Annotated in this window: 11 protein-coding genes; 5 read left to right on the forward strand and 6 right to left on the reverse strand. The window is 40.0% G+C overall.

The features are described from left to right. The first annotated feature begins 262 nt into the window (after positions 1-262). The 5 genes from PI95_RS03030 to PI95_RS03050 all read left to right on the forward strand — a co-directional run bounded on the left by PI95_RS03030 (position 263) and on the right by PI95_RS03050 (position 11,750). Positions 263-1,555 (forward strand): ABC transporter substrate-binding protein, encoded by a 1,293-nt coding sequence (locus tag PI95_RS03030; RefSeq protein WP_039752602.1) that lies wholly within the window; start codon positions 263-265, stop codon positions 1,553-1,555. Positions 1,556-1,729: 174 nt separating this feature from the next. Then, positions 1,730-2,614, forward strand: a complete 885-nt coding sequence (locus PI95_RS03035) for a carbohydrate ABC transporter permease (RefSeq protein ID WP_039753924.1) — start codon at positions 1,730-1,732, stop codon at positions 2,612-2,614. A 99-nt stretch (positions 2,615-2,713) separates the two neighbouring features. After that, positions 2,714-3,598, forward strand: a complete 885-nt coding sequence (locus PI95_RS03040; RefSeq protein WP_039752603.1) for a carbohydrate ABC transporter permease — start codon at positions 2,714-2,716, stop codon at positions 3,596-3,598. Between the two features lie 115 nt (positions 3,599-3,713). Beyond that, positions 3,714-4,790 (forward strand): ABC transporter ATP-binding protein, encoded by a 1,077-nt coding sequence (locus PI95_RS03045; RefSeq protein WP_039752604.1) that lies wholly within the window; start codon positions 3,714-3,716, stop codon positions 4,788-4,790. Positions 4,791-5,312: 522 nt separating this feature from the next. After that, positions 5,313-11,750 carry an EAL domain-containing protein gene (locus tag PI95_RS03050; RefSeq protein ID WP_039752606.1) on the forward strand — a complete coding sequence of 2,146 codons (6,438 nt, stop codon included), beginning with the start codon at positions 5,313-5,315 and terminating at the stop codon, positions 11,748-11,750. A 635-nt stretch (positions 11,751-12,385) separates the two neighbouring features. On the opposite strand, the gene PI95_RS03055 is transcribed toward PI95_RS03050, so the two are convergent. The 6 genes from PI95_RS03055 to PI95_RS03080 form a co-directional block, all read right to left on the reverse strand. Next, a complete protein-coding gene (locus PI95_RS03055; RefSeq protein WP_039752607.1) occupies positions 12,386-12,958 on the reverse strand; it encodes a hypothetical protein in 573 nt (190 codons plus the stop codon). Positions 12,959-13,168: 210 nt separating this feature from the next. Beyond that, the gene (locus PI95_RS03060; protein ID WP_039752608.1) at positions 13,169-14,881 is read right to left on the reverse strand and encodes a TrbI/VirB10 family protein; all 1,713 of its coding nucleotides are present in this window, start codon (positions 14,879-14,881) and stop codon (positions 13,169-13,171) included. Positions 14,882-14,989: 108 nt separating this feature from the next. Then, entirely contained in the window at positions 14,990-15,652 is a 663-nt protein-coding gene (locus PI95_RS03065; protein WP_039752609.1) for a hypothetical protein, read from the reverse strand. Between the two features lie 120 nt (positions 15,653-15,772). Beyond that, positions 15,773-16,591: a hypothetical protein gene (locus PI95_RS03070; RefSeq protein WP_039752610.1), complete on the reverse strand. Its 819-nt coding sequence runs from the start codon at positions 16,589-16,591 to the stop codon at positions 15,773-15,775. Between the two features lie 24 nt (positions 16,592-16,615). Beyond that, a complete protein-coding gene (locus tag PI95_RS03075; protein WP_039752611.1) occupies positions 16,616-17,665 on the reverse strand; it encodes a hypothetical protein in 1,050 nt (349 codons plus the stop codon). A gap of 153 nt (positions 17,666-17,818) precedes the next feature. Beyond that, the gene (locus PI95_RS03080; protein ID WP_039752612.1) at positions 17,819-18,616 is read right to left on the reverse strand and encodes a hypothetical protein; all 798 of its coding nucleotides are present in this window, start codon (positions 18,614-18,616) and stop codon (positions 17,819-17,821) included. Positions 18,617-18,842 lie beyond the last annotated feature (226 nt).

Below are 18,842 nucleotides of genomic sequence, written 5' to 3' on the forward strand. Positions count from 1 at the left end.
CGTTATTGGAGATGTTTATTGCTCAGTTCATTACGATTATCTGCCTCTACATCAGGTGTGTAGAGGCTATATTTTTTGTTTGTTAAGAAAGGTATCAATTTTTCTCAAAATTATTCATGATAAAAATTAATAGTTTGTTACAAAGGATTTACTATATTTATCCGTCAGGTATGATATACAAAGATATATTTGAAAAAGAAAGTTTAAAATAATTTTTTCCAATAAAATTATTGATTTGCATTATTTAAGCAACATTTTGCAAATGACAATACATAAATGTCAGCACAAAATAGTACAAAAGCTAAAATCGCCAATTGGGATATTTTTTGCTGTATTGTTGGGCATCATTTTATCGATTCAGCAAGTTTTATCGCAGCAGGCAGTAGTTTTGAATTTGTTGATGACGGCACCCGATGCCCAACCTTGGAAAACGGGTATAGTTAAAGACTTTGAAGCGAAAAATCCGGGAATTCGGATTAACGTGATCGAAGGACCTAATGCCACAAATTTGCTTGAAGACCTTTATACTTCGGCTTTTATTTTAGGTGATTCTCCTTATGACATAGTGAATATGGATGTCATTTGGACACCGAAATTTGCAGCGGGTGGATGGTTGCGAGATTTAAGCGATCGCATCACCCCAGAAGAGTTAGCCGCATTTTCGCCCAAAGATGTAGAAGCAGGAATTATCGAGGGCAAGTTATATAGAATTCCCATGCGAAGCGATGTTGGGGTACTTTACTATCGGGAAGACTTACTTAAGCAACAAGGATTTCAACCGCCAGAAACCATTGCAGATTTGCTGAAAATTTCTCAAGCGTTGAAAAAACAGGGCAAAACTAATTGGGGTTATCTTTGGCAAGGTCGCCAATATGAAGGTGCTGCGGCGATGTTTGTTGAAGTTTTAGAAGGCTTTGGGGGATTTTGGGTAAATCCGAAAACGTTAGAAGTTGGACTGGATCGACCAGAAACATTAAAAGCGATCGCCTTTCTCAAACAAACAACTCAATCAGGCATTTCTCCACCTGGAGTCACAACATACATCGAAGAAGATACAAGGCGAATTTTCCAAAGCGGTCAAGCAGCATTTTTACGTAGCTGGCCCTATGTTTGGCCCCTTGCAAATGCCAAAGATTCGCCTATCAAAGGCAAAATCGGTATTAAATCAATGGTTGGTATTGACCCGAAAAGTGGCGCAGCTTGTTTAGGCGGTTGGGGTTTGGGAATTGCCAAATCATCGAAACATCCCGAAGAAGCCTGGAAAGCAATTAAATATTTTACAAGCGAAGAAGCACAGCGGAGATTTATTTTAAATGCCGGTTTTGTCCCCAGCCGACGCGCATTATTTACAGACCCAGAAATTCTCGCTAAATATCCCCATTACCCCAAATTATTAGAAATAGTTGAGAAAGCAGTTTTACGTCCACCCATAGCCCAATATGCCCAAGCCTCAGATATTTTGCAACGTTATTTAAGTGCCGCTTTAACAAACAGCATGACCCCAGAAAGCGCCATGAAAGCCGCCGCAAATGAAACGCGGAGATTGTTGAAATAGATAGTGGATGGTGGATGGTGGTTAGTGGATAGTGGATAACTGTTGACTGTTAACCGTCAACCAACAACCAAGAACTATCAACTATCAACCAACAACCAACAACCAACAACTAACAACCAACAACCAACAACCAACAACTATCAACCAACAACCAACAACCAACAACTAACAAATATGCAAACAATTCGAGGTAGAGAACAACGCACAGCATTAATTTTATTACTGCCCGCTTTGTTAATGCTATTGTTTGTTTTTGGCTACCCGATCGCTCGTGCTTTTTGGTTAAGTTTGTTTACTCAAAATTTGGGAACGAAACTACAACCTGTTTTTTCGGGCTTTGACAATTACGCACGAATGGTGGGAGATGGTCGTTTTTGGCAAAGTTTCTGGACAACTTCAATATTTACTACAGTAACCGTGTTTCTAGAATTAATTCTAGGAATGGGTATTGCTTTGATTCTCAACCAGCGTTTTTTTGGACGCGGTGTAGTGCGAACGATCGCTATTTTACCTTGGGCTTTGCCAACAGCGCTGATTGGTCTAGCTTGGACGTGGATTTTTAACGATCAATTTGGTGTCGTCAATGATATTTTGCGGCGACTGAATTTAATTCAAGTTGATATAAACTGGTTGGGAGAACCAACACTGGCAATGATAGCGGTAATAGTTGCTGATATTTGGAAAACTACGCCTTTTATTAGTATTCTACTATTAGCTAGTTTGCAGTCAATTTCATCAGATTTGTATGAAGCTCATGCTATAGATGGTGCGACACCTTGGCAAAGTTTTCGGCAAATTACGCTACCGTTGTTGATACCGCAAATTCTTATAGCTACGTTATTTCGCTTTGCTCAAGCTTTTGGTGTGTTCGATTTGATTGCGGTGATGACTGGAGGTGGTCCTGGCGGTGCAACCGAGGTCGTATCGTTGTATATTTATTCTACCATTATGCGCTACTTAGATTTTGGTTATGGCGCGGCGTTGGTAGTATCTACTTTCAGTTTGTTAATTTTTATAGTGGCGATCGCACTTTTCTTACTCAACAAATCTCGCAGTTAAGGGAATGGGGAGTGGGGAGTGGGGAGTGGGGAGTGGGAAAGAGATATTTTTATATACTCTAAATAATCCAAAATCTAAAATCTAAAATCTAAAATCGGTATGGCTGTAATTCCTGAAGTAAGTTCTACAAATCCCAAACCTACAACTAAAGTAAAGAATCGTGTAAAAAATATCTTGTTGGGGATAGCGATCGCTTGTGTGGTAATCTTCTGTTTAGCACCTGTAATGTGGCAACTTTTGACTTCATTTAAGGTAAATCAAGATATTTCCCAAGTTCCCAGCGTTTACTTTCCGACTCGCATCACCTTCAATCACTATACAGAATTATTTACTCGCCGTCCGTTTTGGCGCTACATTTTAAATAGCGCTTTCGTATCGATTATTTCTACAGCTTTCTCTTTAGCTTTTGGCGCACCTGCTGCTTACGCATTAGCAAGATTGCGTCCTTGGGGTGGAAAATTCATCCTTGCAGGTATTTTGATTATCACCTTATTTCCGGGAATTTTATTATTTTTAGGACTGTTAGAAATTATCCAAAAGTTGCACTTGGGTAACAATTATTTAGCTTTAATTATTCCCTACACTGCAATTAATTTACCTTTAACAATTTTAGTATTACGTAGCTTCTTTGAACAATTACCAAAAGACTTAGAAGATTCCGCCAAGGTAGATGGCTATAACACTTTACAAATGCTTTTGCAAATTTTATTACCAATGACAATTCCCGCTTTAGTGACAACAGGAATTCTCACCTTTATATTTGCCTGGAATGAGTTTATCTTCGCTCTGACATTTATTACTCGTGAAGAGATGAAAACAATTCCCGTAGCCGCAGCGCAATTAGGTGGTGCAACCCAATTTGAAATTCCCTATGGTCCAATTGCCGCAGCAACAATTGTCGGGACATTGCCTTTAGTTTTACTTGTTTTGTTCTTCCAGCGCAAGATTATCCAAGGTCTAACTGCTGGTGCTGTTAAGGGATAATGAGGGAGTGGTGAGTAGTGAGTGGGGAGTGGTGAAAATTAAAAATTAACCATGATTAAAAAACTTATCTATTCCCCATTCCCTATTCCCTATTCCCTATTCCCCATTTAAAATCATGGCTAAACTTGAACTAAAAAATTTAAATAAGACCTATAACCCCAAAGTTATTCCAGTTAAAGACATTAGCTTAACTGTCGATGACAATGAATTTCTGACTTTACTCGGTCCTTCTGGTTGTGGTAAGTCTACGACGCTGCGGATGATAGCGGGGTTGGAAGAACCTACCGAGGGTCGAATTTTGCTTGGTAGTGAAGATATTACATCGAAACGACCAGGCGATCGCAATATGGCAATGGTCTTTCAAAGCTATGCGCTTTATCCTCACATGACCGTCTTTGAAAACCTTGCCTCTGGACTAAAGCTGAAAAAAACACCCCGATCCGAAATTCAACAGCGAGTCACAGAAGTATCTCAACTTTTAGGATTAGAAGAATTATTGCAGCGCAAACCCGGTCAATTATCAGGAGGACAACGACAAAGGGTTGCAGTCGGACGAGCATTAGTCCGTCGCGCTCAAGCGTATTTATTAGATGAACCGCTGAGTAATTTGGATGCGCTACTCCGCGAAAGAGTCCGCGCAGATATCAAACAAATATTTTCTACTCAAAAAGCCCCGGTAGTTTATGTTACTCACGACCAAACAGAAGCGATGACGCTTTCTACAAAGGTGGCAGTTTTAAACAACGGTTACGTACAGCAACTCGACCCCCCAGAACGCATCTATAACCATCCCGCTAACTTATTTGTGGCTGGATTTGTTGGCAGTCCGCAAATGAATTTGCTGACATTGCCTTGTCAAGAACGTTACGCAATATTAGGCAATTTCCGCATTAATTTACCAAATATCCCAACAGTTCCACCGCAAATTGTCCTCGGCATCCGTCCAGAAAACGTCCGTATTGCCCGAAGCGAAGATACACAGACCATTCAAGGTCGAGTTTATCTAGTGGAAAACTTAGGTATGCACAATTTGGTAAGCGTGCGTATTGCCAGTTCTCAGACAGAATCGCCAACAGTACGTGCTTTGTTACCCACAGACCAAAATTGGAGTGATGCCGAAATTACCCTAGCTCTGCCGCCGCAGAATATCCACTGGTTTGATGTTCAGTCGGGGGATGCACTCCGCAGTTGAGCAACGCAGATAGGAATGAGCGCAAAAACTCTCTCGCTCCTCTTATTTCTCCGTGTCCTCTGCGTCCTCTGCGGTTCGTTTTTTCCTAATTGTGCGTAAATCCTGGCACTAATGGTCTGGCAAGTCAATTTTGATGGGTAAAGTAACGAACCGCAGAGGCGCAGAGAACACAGAGGAAGAGGAAGAGAGAAAGATTCTCTTTCCTTCGTTTACCCTGCAAGGTGATATGCCAGACTACTAGTTATGAGCAAGCCAAATTTTCAGGAAATCAACAAACCCGACTTAAAAATTTTGTTGAAAACGAGCAAATCGCGTTAATATTACATGATGTTCAATTTGTACAGTGCGTAAGTCATAGTTTAGTAGTAATCGAAATCATGACTAATCAATCGATCGCAATATACGATATCTAGATCGCTGATAACCAAGGTAATCGCCTCAAGTTAATTCGAGCCTCGCACTCGCGCTTGGTACACAGAGGCTATTTAGCTTTCATCGCATCTTGTATCAAATTGACTACAAATGTTGACGATTTCCGCTTACCACCTGCTAGCGCAACTGTATGAAAGCGCCAATTCTCTAATTTATCGTGGTCGGCGGGTGGATACTCAGCAACCCGTTGTGCTGAAAATGCTCAAAGACTTTTATCCTACTCCAGAGCGCACTGCTTGGTTTAAGCGAGAATATGAAATCACTCGCAACCTGACAATCCCAGGAGTGGTGGATGCTTACGCGCTTTTTCGGGACACCGATCGCTTGGTGATGGTTTTAGAAGATTTCGGCGGGGACTCGTTGGATCTGTTGGGAATAGCGGGTCAACTTGAGTTATGTGAGTTTTTGAAGTTAGCGATCGCCATCACTGACATCTTAAGTCAAATTCATGCTGCCAACATTATCCACAAAGACATCAACCCCAGCAATATTGTTCTCAACCGAACCACCGGACAAGTCAAAATTATTGACTTTGGGATTTCAACCGTACTTTCACGAGAAAATCCCACATTGAGTAATCCTAATATTTTAGAAGGCACACTCGCTTATATTTCACCCGAACAGACAGGACGGATGAATCGGGCAATAGACTATCGCAGCGATTTTTACTCTCTGGGTGCTACCTTCTATAAATTGCTGACGGGTACTTTGCCATTTAACAGTAGTGATACGTTGGAATTGGTGCATAGCCATATCGCCAAACAACCCGTACCACCGCATTCGGTTGTAGGGACATGTTCCCTACCGTCAATCGTCTCAGATATTGTCATGAAGTTAATGGCAAAAAACGCTGAAGACCGTTACCAATCAGCTTATGGTCTAAAAGCGGATTTAGAGATATGTCTGCACCAGCTACAAACAAATGGGCAAATTGATGTCTTTGCTCTTGGAAGACAAGATATTTGCGATCGCTTTCAAATTCCCCAAAAATTATATGGCAGAAAGCGAGAAATTGAAATCCTCCTCGCAGCTTTCACGAGAGTAGCAGGGGAAGAAAAAGAGAGGAAGACAATCTCTCAATCCAAAATCCAAATTCCAAAATCCAAAATCGAAGCTGCCTCTCAATCCAAAATCCAAATTCCAAAATCCAAAATCGAAGCTGCCTCTCAATCCAAAATCCAAATTTCAAAATCCAAAATCGAAGCTGCCTCTCAATCCAAAATCCAAATTCCAAAATCCAAAATCGAAATGATTCTGGTTGCTGGATATTCTGGCGTCGGCAAATCTGCCTTAGTTCGAGAACTCCATAAACCGATTACTGCAAGACGTGGCAATTTCATTTGGGGCAAATTTGACCAGTACCAACGCAATATTCCTTACTACGCACTCTCTCAAGCTTTCGATGAATTATGCAAACAACTGCTGACTGAAACTGAAGCAGTATTAAATCAATGGCGAGAGAAAATATTAGCAGCAGTTGGTAATAATGGACAAGTTTTGATAGATGTTATCCCTAATTTAGAACGAGTCATTGGTACTCAGCCACCTGTTGTCCAAGTGGAAGCATCCCAAGCGCAAAATCGTTTCAATTTAGTCTTTCAAAACTTTATCAAAGTTCTTTGCCAAAAGTCACATCCCCTAGTCTTATTTATCGATGATTTGCAATGGGCAGATAAAGCATCACTGAACCTGCTCAAAACAATCATGAGCGATGCCACTATTCAATATTTACTCATCATCGGTGCGTATCGCGACAACGAAGTAAATGCTAGTCATCCGCTGATGATGACGTTAGAAGAAATCGAAAAACAAGGACTTTTGTCATCGATTCACTTAGATAATCTGCTTGTGCAAGATGTCAACACTCTCATCTCTGAGGCTTTAAAGTCTCCACCCACTTCAACGCAGCCGTTAACCGATTTAGTGTATGATAAAACCCAAGGTAACGCCTTTTTTACCAGTGAGTTTTTGAAGTCGCTCTACACCGAAGAATTATTAACTTTTGACCACCCCCTTCAATCCCCCACCCTGCTTTCATCCCCCCGAACTTCGGGGGGACAGAGGGGGGTAGGGGGGTGGCAATGGAATGTAGCACAAATTCAAGCTAAGGATATCACAGACAATGTGGTGGAATTGATGGCGAGCAATATTGGCAAGTTACCAGCTGACACCCAAATTGTATTGCAGTTAGCCGCTTGCATTGGCAATAAATTTGATTTATCCACTTTAGGCATTATCTATCAACATCAACTTATTGAGGTTTTTGCTGATTTGTCCCCAGCGATGCAATCAGGTTTAGTTATTTCTTTGAATAACAAGTATAAGTTGATAAATATAGAAGATGATTTTGTCGCAAATGAAGTTAGCTTTAAATTCCTGCATGACCGGGTACAACAAGCGGCTTATGCCTTAATTGATGAAGCGCAAAAAACAGCGATTCACTTACAAATAGGTCGTTTGCTGTTGCAGAATACTGCACCAGAAGCGTTATCAGAAGAGATATTTGAAATCGTCGATCATCTTAAGATAGGCAGTGATTTTGTAACCGATCAACTTGATCGCGATGAAATCGCCAGACTGAATTTGATAGCGGGTGAAAAAGCAAAGTCAGCAATGGCTTATGAAGCAGCAGTCAATTATTTGAATGTTGGGCTAAATTTATTAGCAGAAGATAGTTGGCAGACTCAGTATGACTTGACGCTAAGTTTGTACGAGTCAGCAGCATATGCAGAATATTTAAACACTAACTACCAACGAAGCGAATTGCTGTCTAATGTTGTTCTACAACAAGTTAAGACTGTGCGAGAAAAAGCTAATGTTTATGAAACTAAAATTCAGCTTTATATCGCTCAAAACCAGATGCAAGCCTCAATAGATATTGGGCTGCAATTTTTGAAGCTGTTAGGCATATCTTTGTCAAAATCACCGCCAAGTCAATTGGTCATTGATGATTTATACAATCTTCCACCAATGACTGACCCAGATAAGCTGGTAGCGATGCGAATTTTAAAGGCTATATGGTCTGCGGTTCATACAACAAATTCTTCAATAGCTCCATTAATTATATTTACAATGATGGAGCTATCCGTCAACTATGGAAATTCATCTTTTGCCGCTTTTGCCTATCTTTTATATGGTTTCCTTCTTTGTCGGACGCAATCTGACCTCGATTTTGGCTATCAGCTTGGCAAGCTTTCGTTGAAAATATTAAAGCAATTTGATAGTTCAGAAATAGAAGGGAAGGTTAACTTACTGTTTAACTGTTTTATCAGACCCTGGAAAGAACATAAACGCAACACTTTAGAATCTTTGCAGTCAACGCTTCAAGTATTAATCGAAACTGGAGATATAGAATATGCTTCTTATGCAGCTATTAACTATTGCTCTAATTTACTTTTAGTGGGAGAGCCTTTAAAATCTGTCAAGAAAACGTATAAACATTATATCAGCTTAGTTCAATCTATTAAACAAGAATTTTCTCTGAATTATGCTAAAATATGGAGTCAATTAATATTAAATTTTCTGGGTGATTCTAGAGAATCCAACATATTGGTGGGAAAGCTGTTCGATGAAACTGAAATCAAAGCCATTTTACAAATAAATAATAACTTTCAATCTTTGTTTGTCATCGATTTCGCCAAAACGTGGCTCAGTTATTTATTCAACGATTATACTACAGCAGTTAAGAATGGTGAGGATGCAGCAGGCAATAAACAAGCTTTAGAAGGTATGTTGCCTTATGCTGAACATAATTTCTATTACTCTCTTTCTCTTTTAGCCAATTATTTTCACCTTGAAGATCGAGAAAGAACACAATATATAGAACAAGTGGCAGCTAACCAAAAGGAAATGAAAACCTGGGCAGTTCATGCACCGATGAATTTTCAGCACACTTACGATTTAGTCGAGGCAGAAAAAGCGCGAGTTCTCGGACAAGTTGTTGAAGCAATGGATTTGTATGAACAAGCTATAAAAAAAGCAAGGGATAACGGATACATTCAACACGAAGCATTAGCTTATGAGTTAGCGGCAAATTTTTATCTAGCGCGTGGAATGGAAGAGTTTGCCCAACTATACATGACAAAGGCTCACTATAGCTATGTTCGCTGGGGAAGCACAGCAAAGGTCAATGATTTGGAACAACGGTATCCTGATTTTTTTGCCAAAACCCCGTCAAGTTCCACCCAGACTACCACAACAATTTTATCCACCGAGTCAAAAACATCCTCCGAACTCGATTTAAACAGCATTCTCAAAGCTTCTCAAACTCTATCGAGTGAAATTGTACTCAATACGCTGTTAGAAAAAATGATGAAAATTGTCCTCGAAAATGCGGGGGCAGAAAAAGGTTATCTTATTTTGAACCAACAAGAGCAATGGCTGATTCAAGCATCAGGAACAGTTACATCTGATGATATCAAAGTTTTGCAGTCTATTCCTATAGAAACGGTCAGCGATCGCAACAATATACCAGTAGTACCTCTTGCCATAGTCAATTATGTTATCCGTACCCAAGAGAGTCTTATTTTGAATGATGCTTTGCACTCAGGTAATTTTACCCGCGACTTATACATCGTTAAACACCAAACGAAATCAGTGTTGTGTATGCCGCTGTTGAATCAAAGCAAATTGGCGGGTCTGCTTTATTTGGAAAATAACCAGACTACTGAAGCTTTTACTCCTGACCGTTTGGAAGTATTAAAGTTATTAACTAGCCAAATATTTATCTCAATTGAAAATGCAAAACTTTACACAAACTTACAAGCTTATTCTACTGAACTATTAAAGGCTAACAGCCAACTACAAGCTGAAATTGGCGATCGCAAGCTAGCAGAAGAAGCGCTACGCCTCAGTGAAGAACGATTTCGATTGGCAATTGATAACATCCCTGATACATTTGTAATTTATGATGCCAAGCGGCGGTTCCAGTTTGTCAATGCTTTCGGAGTTAATCGCGGTGGTTTTCCTCTAGAGGCATATATTGGACATACGGATGACGAGATGCACCCAAAAGAAGTGACGAATGCGTATTTACCACTTTTGCAAAAAACTGTCCAGACGCGCACCAAGCAAACCGGAGAATGCAATATCACTTTGCCTGGTTGCTCTTTTACCGTAGTTGTCACCTACGTGCCGATTTTAAATGAGCATGGGGAAATTCATCAAATTCTTGGGATCACCCATGACATCACTGAGCGCAAACAAGCTGAGTCACAACTGCTGCACAATGCGTTTCACGATGCACTCACAGGTCTACCCAATCGAGCTTGGTTTATGGAGCGCTTAAAACATGCGATCGAGCAAGCCAAAGAACATGAGGATTATTTATTTGCCGTGCTGTTTCTCGACTTGGATCGGTTTAAGGTGATCAATGACAGTCTCGGACATCTACTAGGAGACCAATTTCTGATTAAAATAGCAAGCAGGCTAAAAGCTTGCATACGCTCGATAGATACAGCTGCACGGCTTGGGGGAGACGAATTTACAATTTTGCTTGAGGGAATCGAGAATTTGTCAGAGGCAATTGAGGTGGTTGAGCGAATTCAACAGCAACTGGCATTACCCTTTGACCTTGACGGGCAAGAAGTTTTCACTACCGCGAGTATTGGCATCGCTCTCAATTCCACGGCAGCCTATGACCAACCAGAAGATTTGCTGAGGGATGCTGACACGGCGATGTACCGAGCTAAGGTGCTGGGCAAATCGCGTTACGAGCTGTTCCACCCAGATATGTATACTAATGCTCTGGACAGATTGCAGTTAGAGACCGATCTGCGTCGAGCAATTGAACGCCAGGAGTTTCGGGTTTATTATCAACCGATTGTTTCGCTTTATAGTGGCACAATTTCCGGTTTTGAGGCTCTGCTGCGCTGGCAGCATCCAGAGCGTGGTCTGCTTTCTCCGGCAGATTTTATCCCCCTAGCGGAGGAAACTGGACTAATTGTCGAGATTGGCTACTGGGTGCTAATTGATGCTTGCCGCCAGATGCAAGTCTGGCGAATGCGCTATCCTACCAGTTCCCTAGAGAAAATCAGTGTCAATCTCTGTGTCAAGCAATTTTCCCAAGCGGATTTGATTGAGCAGATTGCACAAATTTTGCACTCGACTGGTCTTGATGCGTGCAGTCTGATGTTAGAAATTACTGAAAGCGCAATTATGGAAAATGGTGATGAGGCAAATACCGCGTCACAACTTCGAGCGATGGGGATTAAGTTATCAATTGATGACTTTGGTACGGGCTATTCTTCATTAAGTCGTCTTTATAGCTTTCCGATTAATGTGTTAAAGATTGACCGTTCTTTCGTCAGCCCGATAAACGCTAATAATAGGAATTTAGAAATTATTGAGATAATTGTCACGCTGGCAGATAAACTAGGTATGGATGTGACTGCCGAAGGGGTGGAGACTCAAGAGCAATTAGCACTTTTGAGAAAGTTGAACTGTGAATACGGACAGGGATATTTTTTCTCGCGTCCATTAGATAGTTCTGCGGCAGAGGCGTTAATTATGGCTAATCCTCGATGGTAAGGGTTTTTTGATAGGCTAAATCTCAAAACCTTTGGGCGCTATTTTTTCCAAGGTAGCTTAGTACCCATCTCAGTCAGCGCCGAGAAGACGAGATACAGCACAAGTACACCAATACTAATAAGAAAAAGAACTAGGTCGTTATTCATTCTAATATAATGTTCCTAAATGAATTCTAAAAATTAATATTTTGCAATATAGAAACGTTGAAACGGTAAATTTGACGAATGATTAATGTTGATGAAATAAGACCATTAATGGTGCGTTAAACTACCCTTCGGGTTCCGCGTCAGCGGTACATTATAACGCACCCTACCCTATCTTATAATTATTTGCACCTAGCTACTTATGCAATTCGTAAGTAAGTCGGCAAGAAAAATTCAATGTATATGAAGAAATATAAATTTGTTGTAGGGTGTGTTATGCCGTAGGCTAACGCACCCTAAATTGTTGACGGTGCGTTAGCTTTCAGCGTAACGCACCCTACATTTAAATTTCTTCACATACCTTGAAATATTAGCGCCAACTTACTTAAATGAATTGTAAAAATTAATATTTTGCAATATAGAAACGTTTAAACGGTAAATTTGGCGAATGATTAATGTTGATGAAATAAGCCTGCGGTGATTATTTTTAAATTATTTTGCAGTTCTGACACAAGGCGCTTCATTAGTGGAAGGGGGGTCTGCGAAAATTGCTAAAGTGCTATATTCAGGGTTCCCTTCGCCATATAGTACTCGAAAAGCATACAACTTTATTTTGCCTTGTTTTTCAGTAACTACTGTTAAAAGCGTATTACTAGTATTAGGCAATCCGGCAATTTTTAGTTTGGGAATTCGTCTGAGTTGAATTACATTCGCGGCTGAGTTTTTACAATCTCCTTGACTAACATTACGGTCTTGACCAAACTGCATACAGATCGGACCGTCAAAATCTATAGTTACCTGTGAAGGGTCGTTTAACCAAACTTTCTTAATTGTTTCTCCGGCTTGAATAAAGCTTAAGTTTGTTCCTTGTTGATACCAGACATCGATCTGAGGTGTTGCTCCCCCCAAACCCTGTGCTTGGCAGGAAAACATCGAACGCAGAACGGCGTTATTAGCTAAAACACGACCTGCAACTAATAAAATTGCAGTTGAAAAAATCAAGGTAGCCAGATGTAATAAATAAGATTTATCTGGAGTATTTCCTTGTGATGTGTCGTTTTTCATGGCTGCAAAGATTGAGATAGATAGATAAATAGTTCAAGCAAATTAAATGCGGGCGTTGTTAAATGATATCATGTCAATATAATTCATACCTTTGCTGCAACCGATTGGTAGAGACGTTCCGGTGGAACGTCTCTACGATAGATTATAAATTTCATGTCTTAATTAACCAACGCCGAAATTTTTAATGCTTCATTCTCCAAATTATAACTATTAAAACTGCGTTGTTTGATTTACATATATTTCAACTTCTTTGCCTGCCGGCAGAACCCAAACGTTAGTTTGTTGCCCCTGTCTTCTAGAGAAAGCTTGTTGATTGCGTTGGTTAATTTGGTTAGCTATATTAGTCGCACCACCTTCCAAAACGCCGGCTAAGATGTTGCGTCTGGAGTCGGAGGTGCTAAAACAATTATTATTAACAACAGTAGTCCCAGTAGTATTAGTACCAGCAACACTATTATTGGGGCACACGATTCTGGTCTCAGGACTATTATATACCTGTGCTGCTTTACCAATACCATTCAAGGCGAATGCTCCTACATCCGCTATCCCTACCCCAGACCCCCCTTGATTGGAAAATCGGCTTGCTATGAGAGGTTTGCCTTGAGGAGCGCGAATCGTTAGTGCATATGGCGGTAAGCTTTTTTCTATGAAGCTGTTATTATTTGGGAGAATAACTTTGACTACATCCAACTGTACGAAGCCTTGGTCGGAAATAGAACGAACTTGAGCTAAGAACTGGGTTTTTGCAGGTAAAGCGGGAGTACCATCCACAGATTTTAATGGCTCTTTCAAAGTCGCTACAAATACGTCTTTGCCGCTTTCGTTTCTATTGCTATTAGTAGTTTGTCTGGTACTTTCCCCAAATACAGCGGTCGCAAATACTGCTTTCGCCTTAGTTCCTACAGCCACGGATTTCGGAGTCTGCTGTTTTGTTTGGCTGACCGCAGGAGGGGTTGACTCTTCTTCTGGTTCGTCGTCTGGCTCGTCGTTATTTCTTGCCTGTAACCGAGTATTATTTACAGGAGGTGGAGCAGGAGGTGTAGGAGTAGCTGCTTGAACAGCACTTGTACCAGTAACAGAAACCATACCGTAGCTACCTAATTTTGCTAACTTTGCCCATTCCTGAAGCGGGTCTGGTGTGGGTTTGGGAGTTGCTGTAACTATTGGCTGAGTGTTTGGTGCAACTATCGGCAAACGTGATGGTAAAATTTGAGAGTTAACAGGCTTTTGTAGAATAGGCTTTTGTGGAATAGGCTTTAGTGCGATCGCCTTTTGTGGAGCAGAGGGTACTTTAACGATACGCTCAACAGTGACTGTGCGAGGCACATAAACTGTTCGCACGGGTGTTGGTATCCTTTGCAGTGGTATCCTCGGTGTATTGACAGAAGCTGACCGTTGTGCTTGTGGAGTCGGTCGAGATGCAAGCTGAGGAGAAGGCGTTGGTTTTTGAAGTCTCAACTTTTGTTGTGCTGCTTTCACCGCTTCTGCTTGTTCAGTCAGGGCTAATTTAGTTTTTAAAGTCTCTAGTTCTGATTGTAGCTGTTGAGGGCGGGATTCGCTGATTGGTTGCGATCGCGTAGAAACAGAATCATTCTTTTTTGGCTGTTGCTTGCCAGTGTTCGTTAGCTGCGACAAAAACACCCCAGCCACCAAAACTATACCCAAAGTACCAGCACCCACCAAGCCTAACTTAGCAAACGGGTTAGATGAAAGAGGTTCAAGAGTGCGAACTTCTTGAGGTTCAGACGAAGGCTGCACTCCTGAAGTTGATTCTTCTACTGCTTGGTCGGTATTAGCTTCGTTCGATTCTTCTTGCAAGCCAACCAATCTTGCCATCCGTGATTCCCAATCTAAAGAATCTAATTCGGGTGGACTAACTCGATTTGGTGGCAGATTTTCTGAAGGAATTGAATATCCAGTCATAAGTAATTTTAAATTGGGAATTCAACAATGCCATTTTGGTAGGCGTTTTCAGCGCTGACTAAATATAAATTCAACGTGCAATTACTTAGTATAGTTTAGCTGATAATTTTATGAACATTTTTTATCTTGTATTTCACAGATATTATAAATTTTTAATCTAGCTTCGCCAAGCCGATAAGCTGCCAAGTTCAAAGGTAACGGTGAGTTTGGTAGTGAAGCGGCTTGTTCATCAATTGCTCTAACTAAAATTTGTTTATTAAAGGAAACTGATTTTCCTAACCTATCAGAATTGGTAAAAATTATTTTATTAGCAAACATTTCCACTTTCCACTTACCATCTTCTATTTTTGTGGGTGGAGAAATGCTTTGTATAACCAATACATTTTCAGTTCCTCTACTTAAGTTTTCAGTGGGACTAATTTCTGACTCTAATTTTGGCTGCAATTCATTAGCTATCAGTTCAGAACTAACTTCCCAGACAGTTTTTGGCTGCTGTTGCTGCGACCAAGTAAGCATTAAAGTCATAGTTTCACCGACAAAGCGCCGAATAGTCTGAGGATCTCGCTCTAAATTTAGTTTGGGGTCTACTGTTATCGCGCGTCCATCAGCAAGTTGCACTAAACTTTGAGGTGTTAATCGTCGCTGTAACTGCTGCAACATAGACCAGTGGAAGAACAGTACTAATAAAGTCAGCAAATGCAAACCAAAAGTTGCGACAGCAAATAATGGTAGAATACTGCTTTTCTTATTTTCCGACTTAAGTATCTGCATTAATATTCTCCCAAATAATACAACTTACGCCAAAACTCTCTCAAACTCTTATTCCTTGGCGTACTTGGCGTACTTGGCGGTTCGTTTTTCATTATTCTGCGTAAGTCATGAAGAAATTTTTTATTTGATAAAACTATCAGTCCTTTGTCTATTACCGCATACATTTATATCTTGATTTTGGTTATTGTATTCATCGATTAAACATAAATTACGAATTTCGTAAATTTCTAGTTGATCGGCGCGGACGCTATAAATTGCTTTTTGCAGAACAGTGGTATTATCAACTTGTGGTTCAGCAAAAGAATCTATTGCCCGGACAAGTAAATCTTTATTAAAACGAGTTACTATTGTTCTATTGTCAGCTTGTCTTTTTTGAATCAAGTCGGCTACCATCCCTACTCGCCATTTACCCAAACCAATTTTTTCCGGTGGATAAACTCGCTTAATAGCTAACTGTCCGGAAATAACTTGACGGGGGTTATTAGAAAAAACTTCTGGGGGTGTCATTTCCGCAATTTGGCTTAAGAAACCTTTGCGAAAATCTTCAGATAAAGCAAAACTGGCTATCCAACTTGTAGTACTAACTTTTTGGCTACCACCGCGTAAAGTTGAAATTGATATTCCTGCATCTGCTTGAGGTTGTGTGACTTCTTCGATAGATTGTGGTGGAAGTTTTCCCGACCAGTTAAACATTGATGTCATCGTTTTACTGACGAATTGACGAATTGCTTCTGGTTGTCTTTCCACATCAGGAAGATTTGCTGGTTTGCCATCTATCAGTTGCACAAAGTTAGGAGGTTTTCTCAAGCTGAGTTGGCGAATATTTATGCCTTGAAATATTAATAAAAATATAGCCGATAGATGCAAACTGAAAGTAGCGATCGCAAAAATTGTTAAAATACTTCCTGTTCGTTGTCTTTTCTCCAGTAAACGTACCATTTTCTCATCCCCCCTACTTGAGATTTATACCCTCTCCCTCACCCACGAAGCCGTATTGCTGATAGCACTAAAGACTGCAAATCCTCCAGCAGCAGCCACAAATAAAGATACAATCGGGGCTAAAATTCCCAGAAAAATTATATACCACATTAAGTCAGGATCGGCATTAACATCTTGTCCCGGTCCATTAACAATAACTGCGGCAGTTAATACGGCAATAATATTAAATGAAATCTTAGAAATCCCTACAGATAAAAACCCAGTCAGCCATGCAAAAATGGGTTTACCAGCTACAGGTAGTAAAGACCCACCCACAGCTAACGGTCCCAAAGCTGCTATCAGTAACATTGTAGCTTCTATCAAATTTTGGAAAGCATATTGCAATGAAACTAAAAAGTTTTTGATACTAACTTGCACTGTAGAACCTAAGAAAGAATCAAATGAATTTTCCGAGATGCTAGCGGTATTATATGTAATATTATTTACTTTATTTTCTAGTCTATCTATCCAAGGTTTATCTCCGTATAAGTTTCTATATTCCTGCCAGAGAAAGTCAGCTTTTTCCTTAGCTTTGACAAAGCATTGATTTTGTTGTTCACCAGTTAGTGACTGACAAGGACGCAATAAAGAACCGGCTATTTCTTCACCAACAGTCATATTCAGTGCTTGCTGATAAGTTTGATTTGCGTCTGCTGTTGTCACTACTTGCTGATTTACCGTATTGAGAAAATTCCTTACCCCTAGTGTCAAATTGGACAATACAGTGCCATTTCCGGAATTGGTTAATAGTATCACTACTACAAAAGGCCAAATTAAAGCCGATATTGGACGGGAAAATTCGCTGTTGATAACATCTCTTAGCCACTGTAACATAAAAAACAGTAGGGTTCCGACGGCAAAAAAGACACCCAGACTCGTCAGCGCTCCATATAAATTATTAATAGTATCATTTTGTAATAAATCTACCCATTGCTTATCCCAACCTTCGGCAATACTTGTAGCGGTTGTGGCTCCATTACTGAAAACATCATTTATACCGATTTGAAGTAAAAAAGTTGGGAAAATATCTTTCATTTTTAAAGTTTTCCTTTAAAAGGAAGTTAAAACTCAATTAAATTATGATAAGTGTAAATAAAAGTTCTTCGTAGTAACGGCTTTAGCCGTTAAAAGCTTTGATATGAGCGGTAAACCGCTCACTACGTAAGAATACGTTCTTAATCATGAATTTTATTTATTTTCTCTGCCAAACAAATCTGCTTGAGAAGTGGTTCGCAAAAGTCGCGCTGCTTCTGCGGATGCGTCTACTCTTCTAGCACGATTTGTATCTTCCACTTGCTGAGAAAGACTTGCGAGATTTAAGTTAGTGTATTGCAAAGATTGATTCGTCTGTATTGTTTGACCAAGTGTTTCGGCTACAATTTTTACTTGTTCGCGTTGAATTTTAACTTGTTGGTATTGTAAATTGGTTTGCTCGCGGATACCAAGCAATTCTCCTACTTGTCCTGCAACTGAAGCATTACTCCCAAGTTGAACAATTCGATCTTGAATATCATTGAGAAAATTTTGCTGATTTTCGTCTAGTTCATCGGTAAACACGCCAATTTTTTCCAGTCTATTTTCAGTATCTTCTAACTTTGTTTTTGACCGAATTTGACCATTGACACCCAAGACACCTGCGGCTGAACTACGAGTAATTAAACGATTTATTTCATTATTAACTAAACTTGAACGTACTACAGGATTATTTTCAAATTTATCTGATATGGAGTTGAGAAATATATCAATACTAACTCTATCTCCTGCGTCAATAGGGTTAGGTATTCTCAATTCTCCGGTTGCGTTATAAATGGCATTTTGAGATTGAAATTCTACAGGTTTTAAACTGTCGTTGACGTTATTTGTTAAATAATTTTGTAAGTCTGTAGAATATGATTGAAAATCAGTCCAAACTTTGCCTAGTTGCGCTGTTGCTGGTAGGATGATGAGGAATGATAGAGAAAGTGTTAAAAGGGCGATTTTTTTCATAGGTTTGAATCGGGAAAAATATTTATAGGAATTTAGTACTTTATTTTATTAAGTAGTTTTGTAGGGTGTGTTATGCCGTAGGAAGATCGCACCATCCCAGATTTTCGGTGCGTTAGAACTAACGTTCATAACGCACCCTACTAGAAATTATATAGGAATTTTATTTCCTTTTTGAGAAACGAACCGCAGAGAGGCAGAGAACACAGAGGAAGAGGAAGGAGAGGGT

This window comes from Hassallia byssoidea VB512170 (assembly GCF_000817785.2).
In the GTDB taxonomy this organism is placed as follows: Bacteria; Cyanobacteriota; Cyanobacteriia; order Cyanobacteriales; family Nostocaceae; genus Hassallia; species Hassallia carrinoi.

Excerpts from the sequence above, each read along its gene's own strand:
- PI95_RS03030 (WP_039752602.1), top strand. The coding sequence starts at position 263 with ATGACAATACATAAATGTCAGCACAAAATAGTACAAAAGCTAAAATCG.
- PI95_RS03035 (WP_039753924.1), top strand. The coding sequence starts at position 1,730 with ATGCAAACAATTCGAGGTAGAGAACAACGCACAGCATTAATTTTATTA.
- PI95_RS03040 (WP_039752603.1), top strand. The coding sequence starts at position 2,714 with ATGGCTGTAATTCCTGAAGTAAGTTCTACAAATCCCAAACCTACAACT.
- PI95_RS03045 (WP_039752604.1), top strand. The coding sequence starts at position 3,714 with ATGGCTAAACTTGAACTAAAAAATTTAAATAAGACCTATAACCCCAAA.
- PI95_RS03050 (WP_039752606.1), top strand. The coding sequence starts at position 5,313 with ATGTTGACGATTTCCGCTTACCACCTGCTAGCGCAACTGTATGAAAGC.
- PI95_RS03055 (WP_039752607.1), bottom strand. The coding sequence starts at position 12,958 with ATGAAAAACGACACATCACAAGGAAATACTCCAGATAAATCTTATTTA.
- PI95_RS03060 (WP_039752608.1), bottom strand. The coding sequence starts at position 14,881 with ATGACTGGATATTCAATTCCTTCAGAAAATCTGCCACCAAATCGAGTT.
- PI95_RS03065 (WP_039752609.1), bottom strand. The coding sequence starts at position 15,652 with ATGCAGATACTTAAGTCGGAAAATAAGAAAAGCAGTATTCTACCATTA.
- PI95_RS03070 (WP_039752610.1), bottom strand. The coding sequence starts at position 16,591 with ATGGTACGTTTACTGGAGAAAAGACAACGAACAGGAAGTATTTTAACA.
- PI95_RS03075 (WP_039752611.1), bottom strand. The coding sequence starts at position 17,665 with ATGAAAGATATTTTCCCAACTTTTTTACTTCAAATCGGTATAAATGAT.
- PI95_RS03080 (WP_039752612.1), bottom strand. The coding sequence starts at position 18,616 with ATGAAAAAAATCGCCCTTTTAACACTTTCTCTATCATTCCTCATCATC.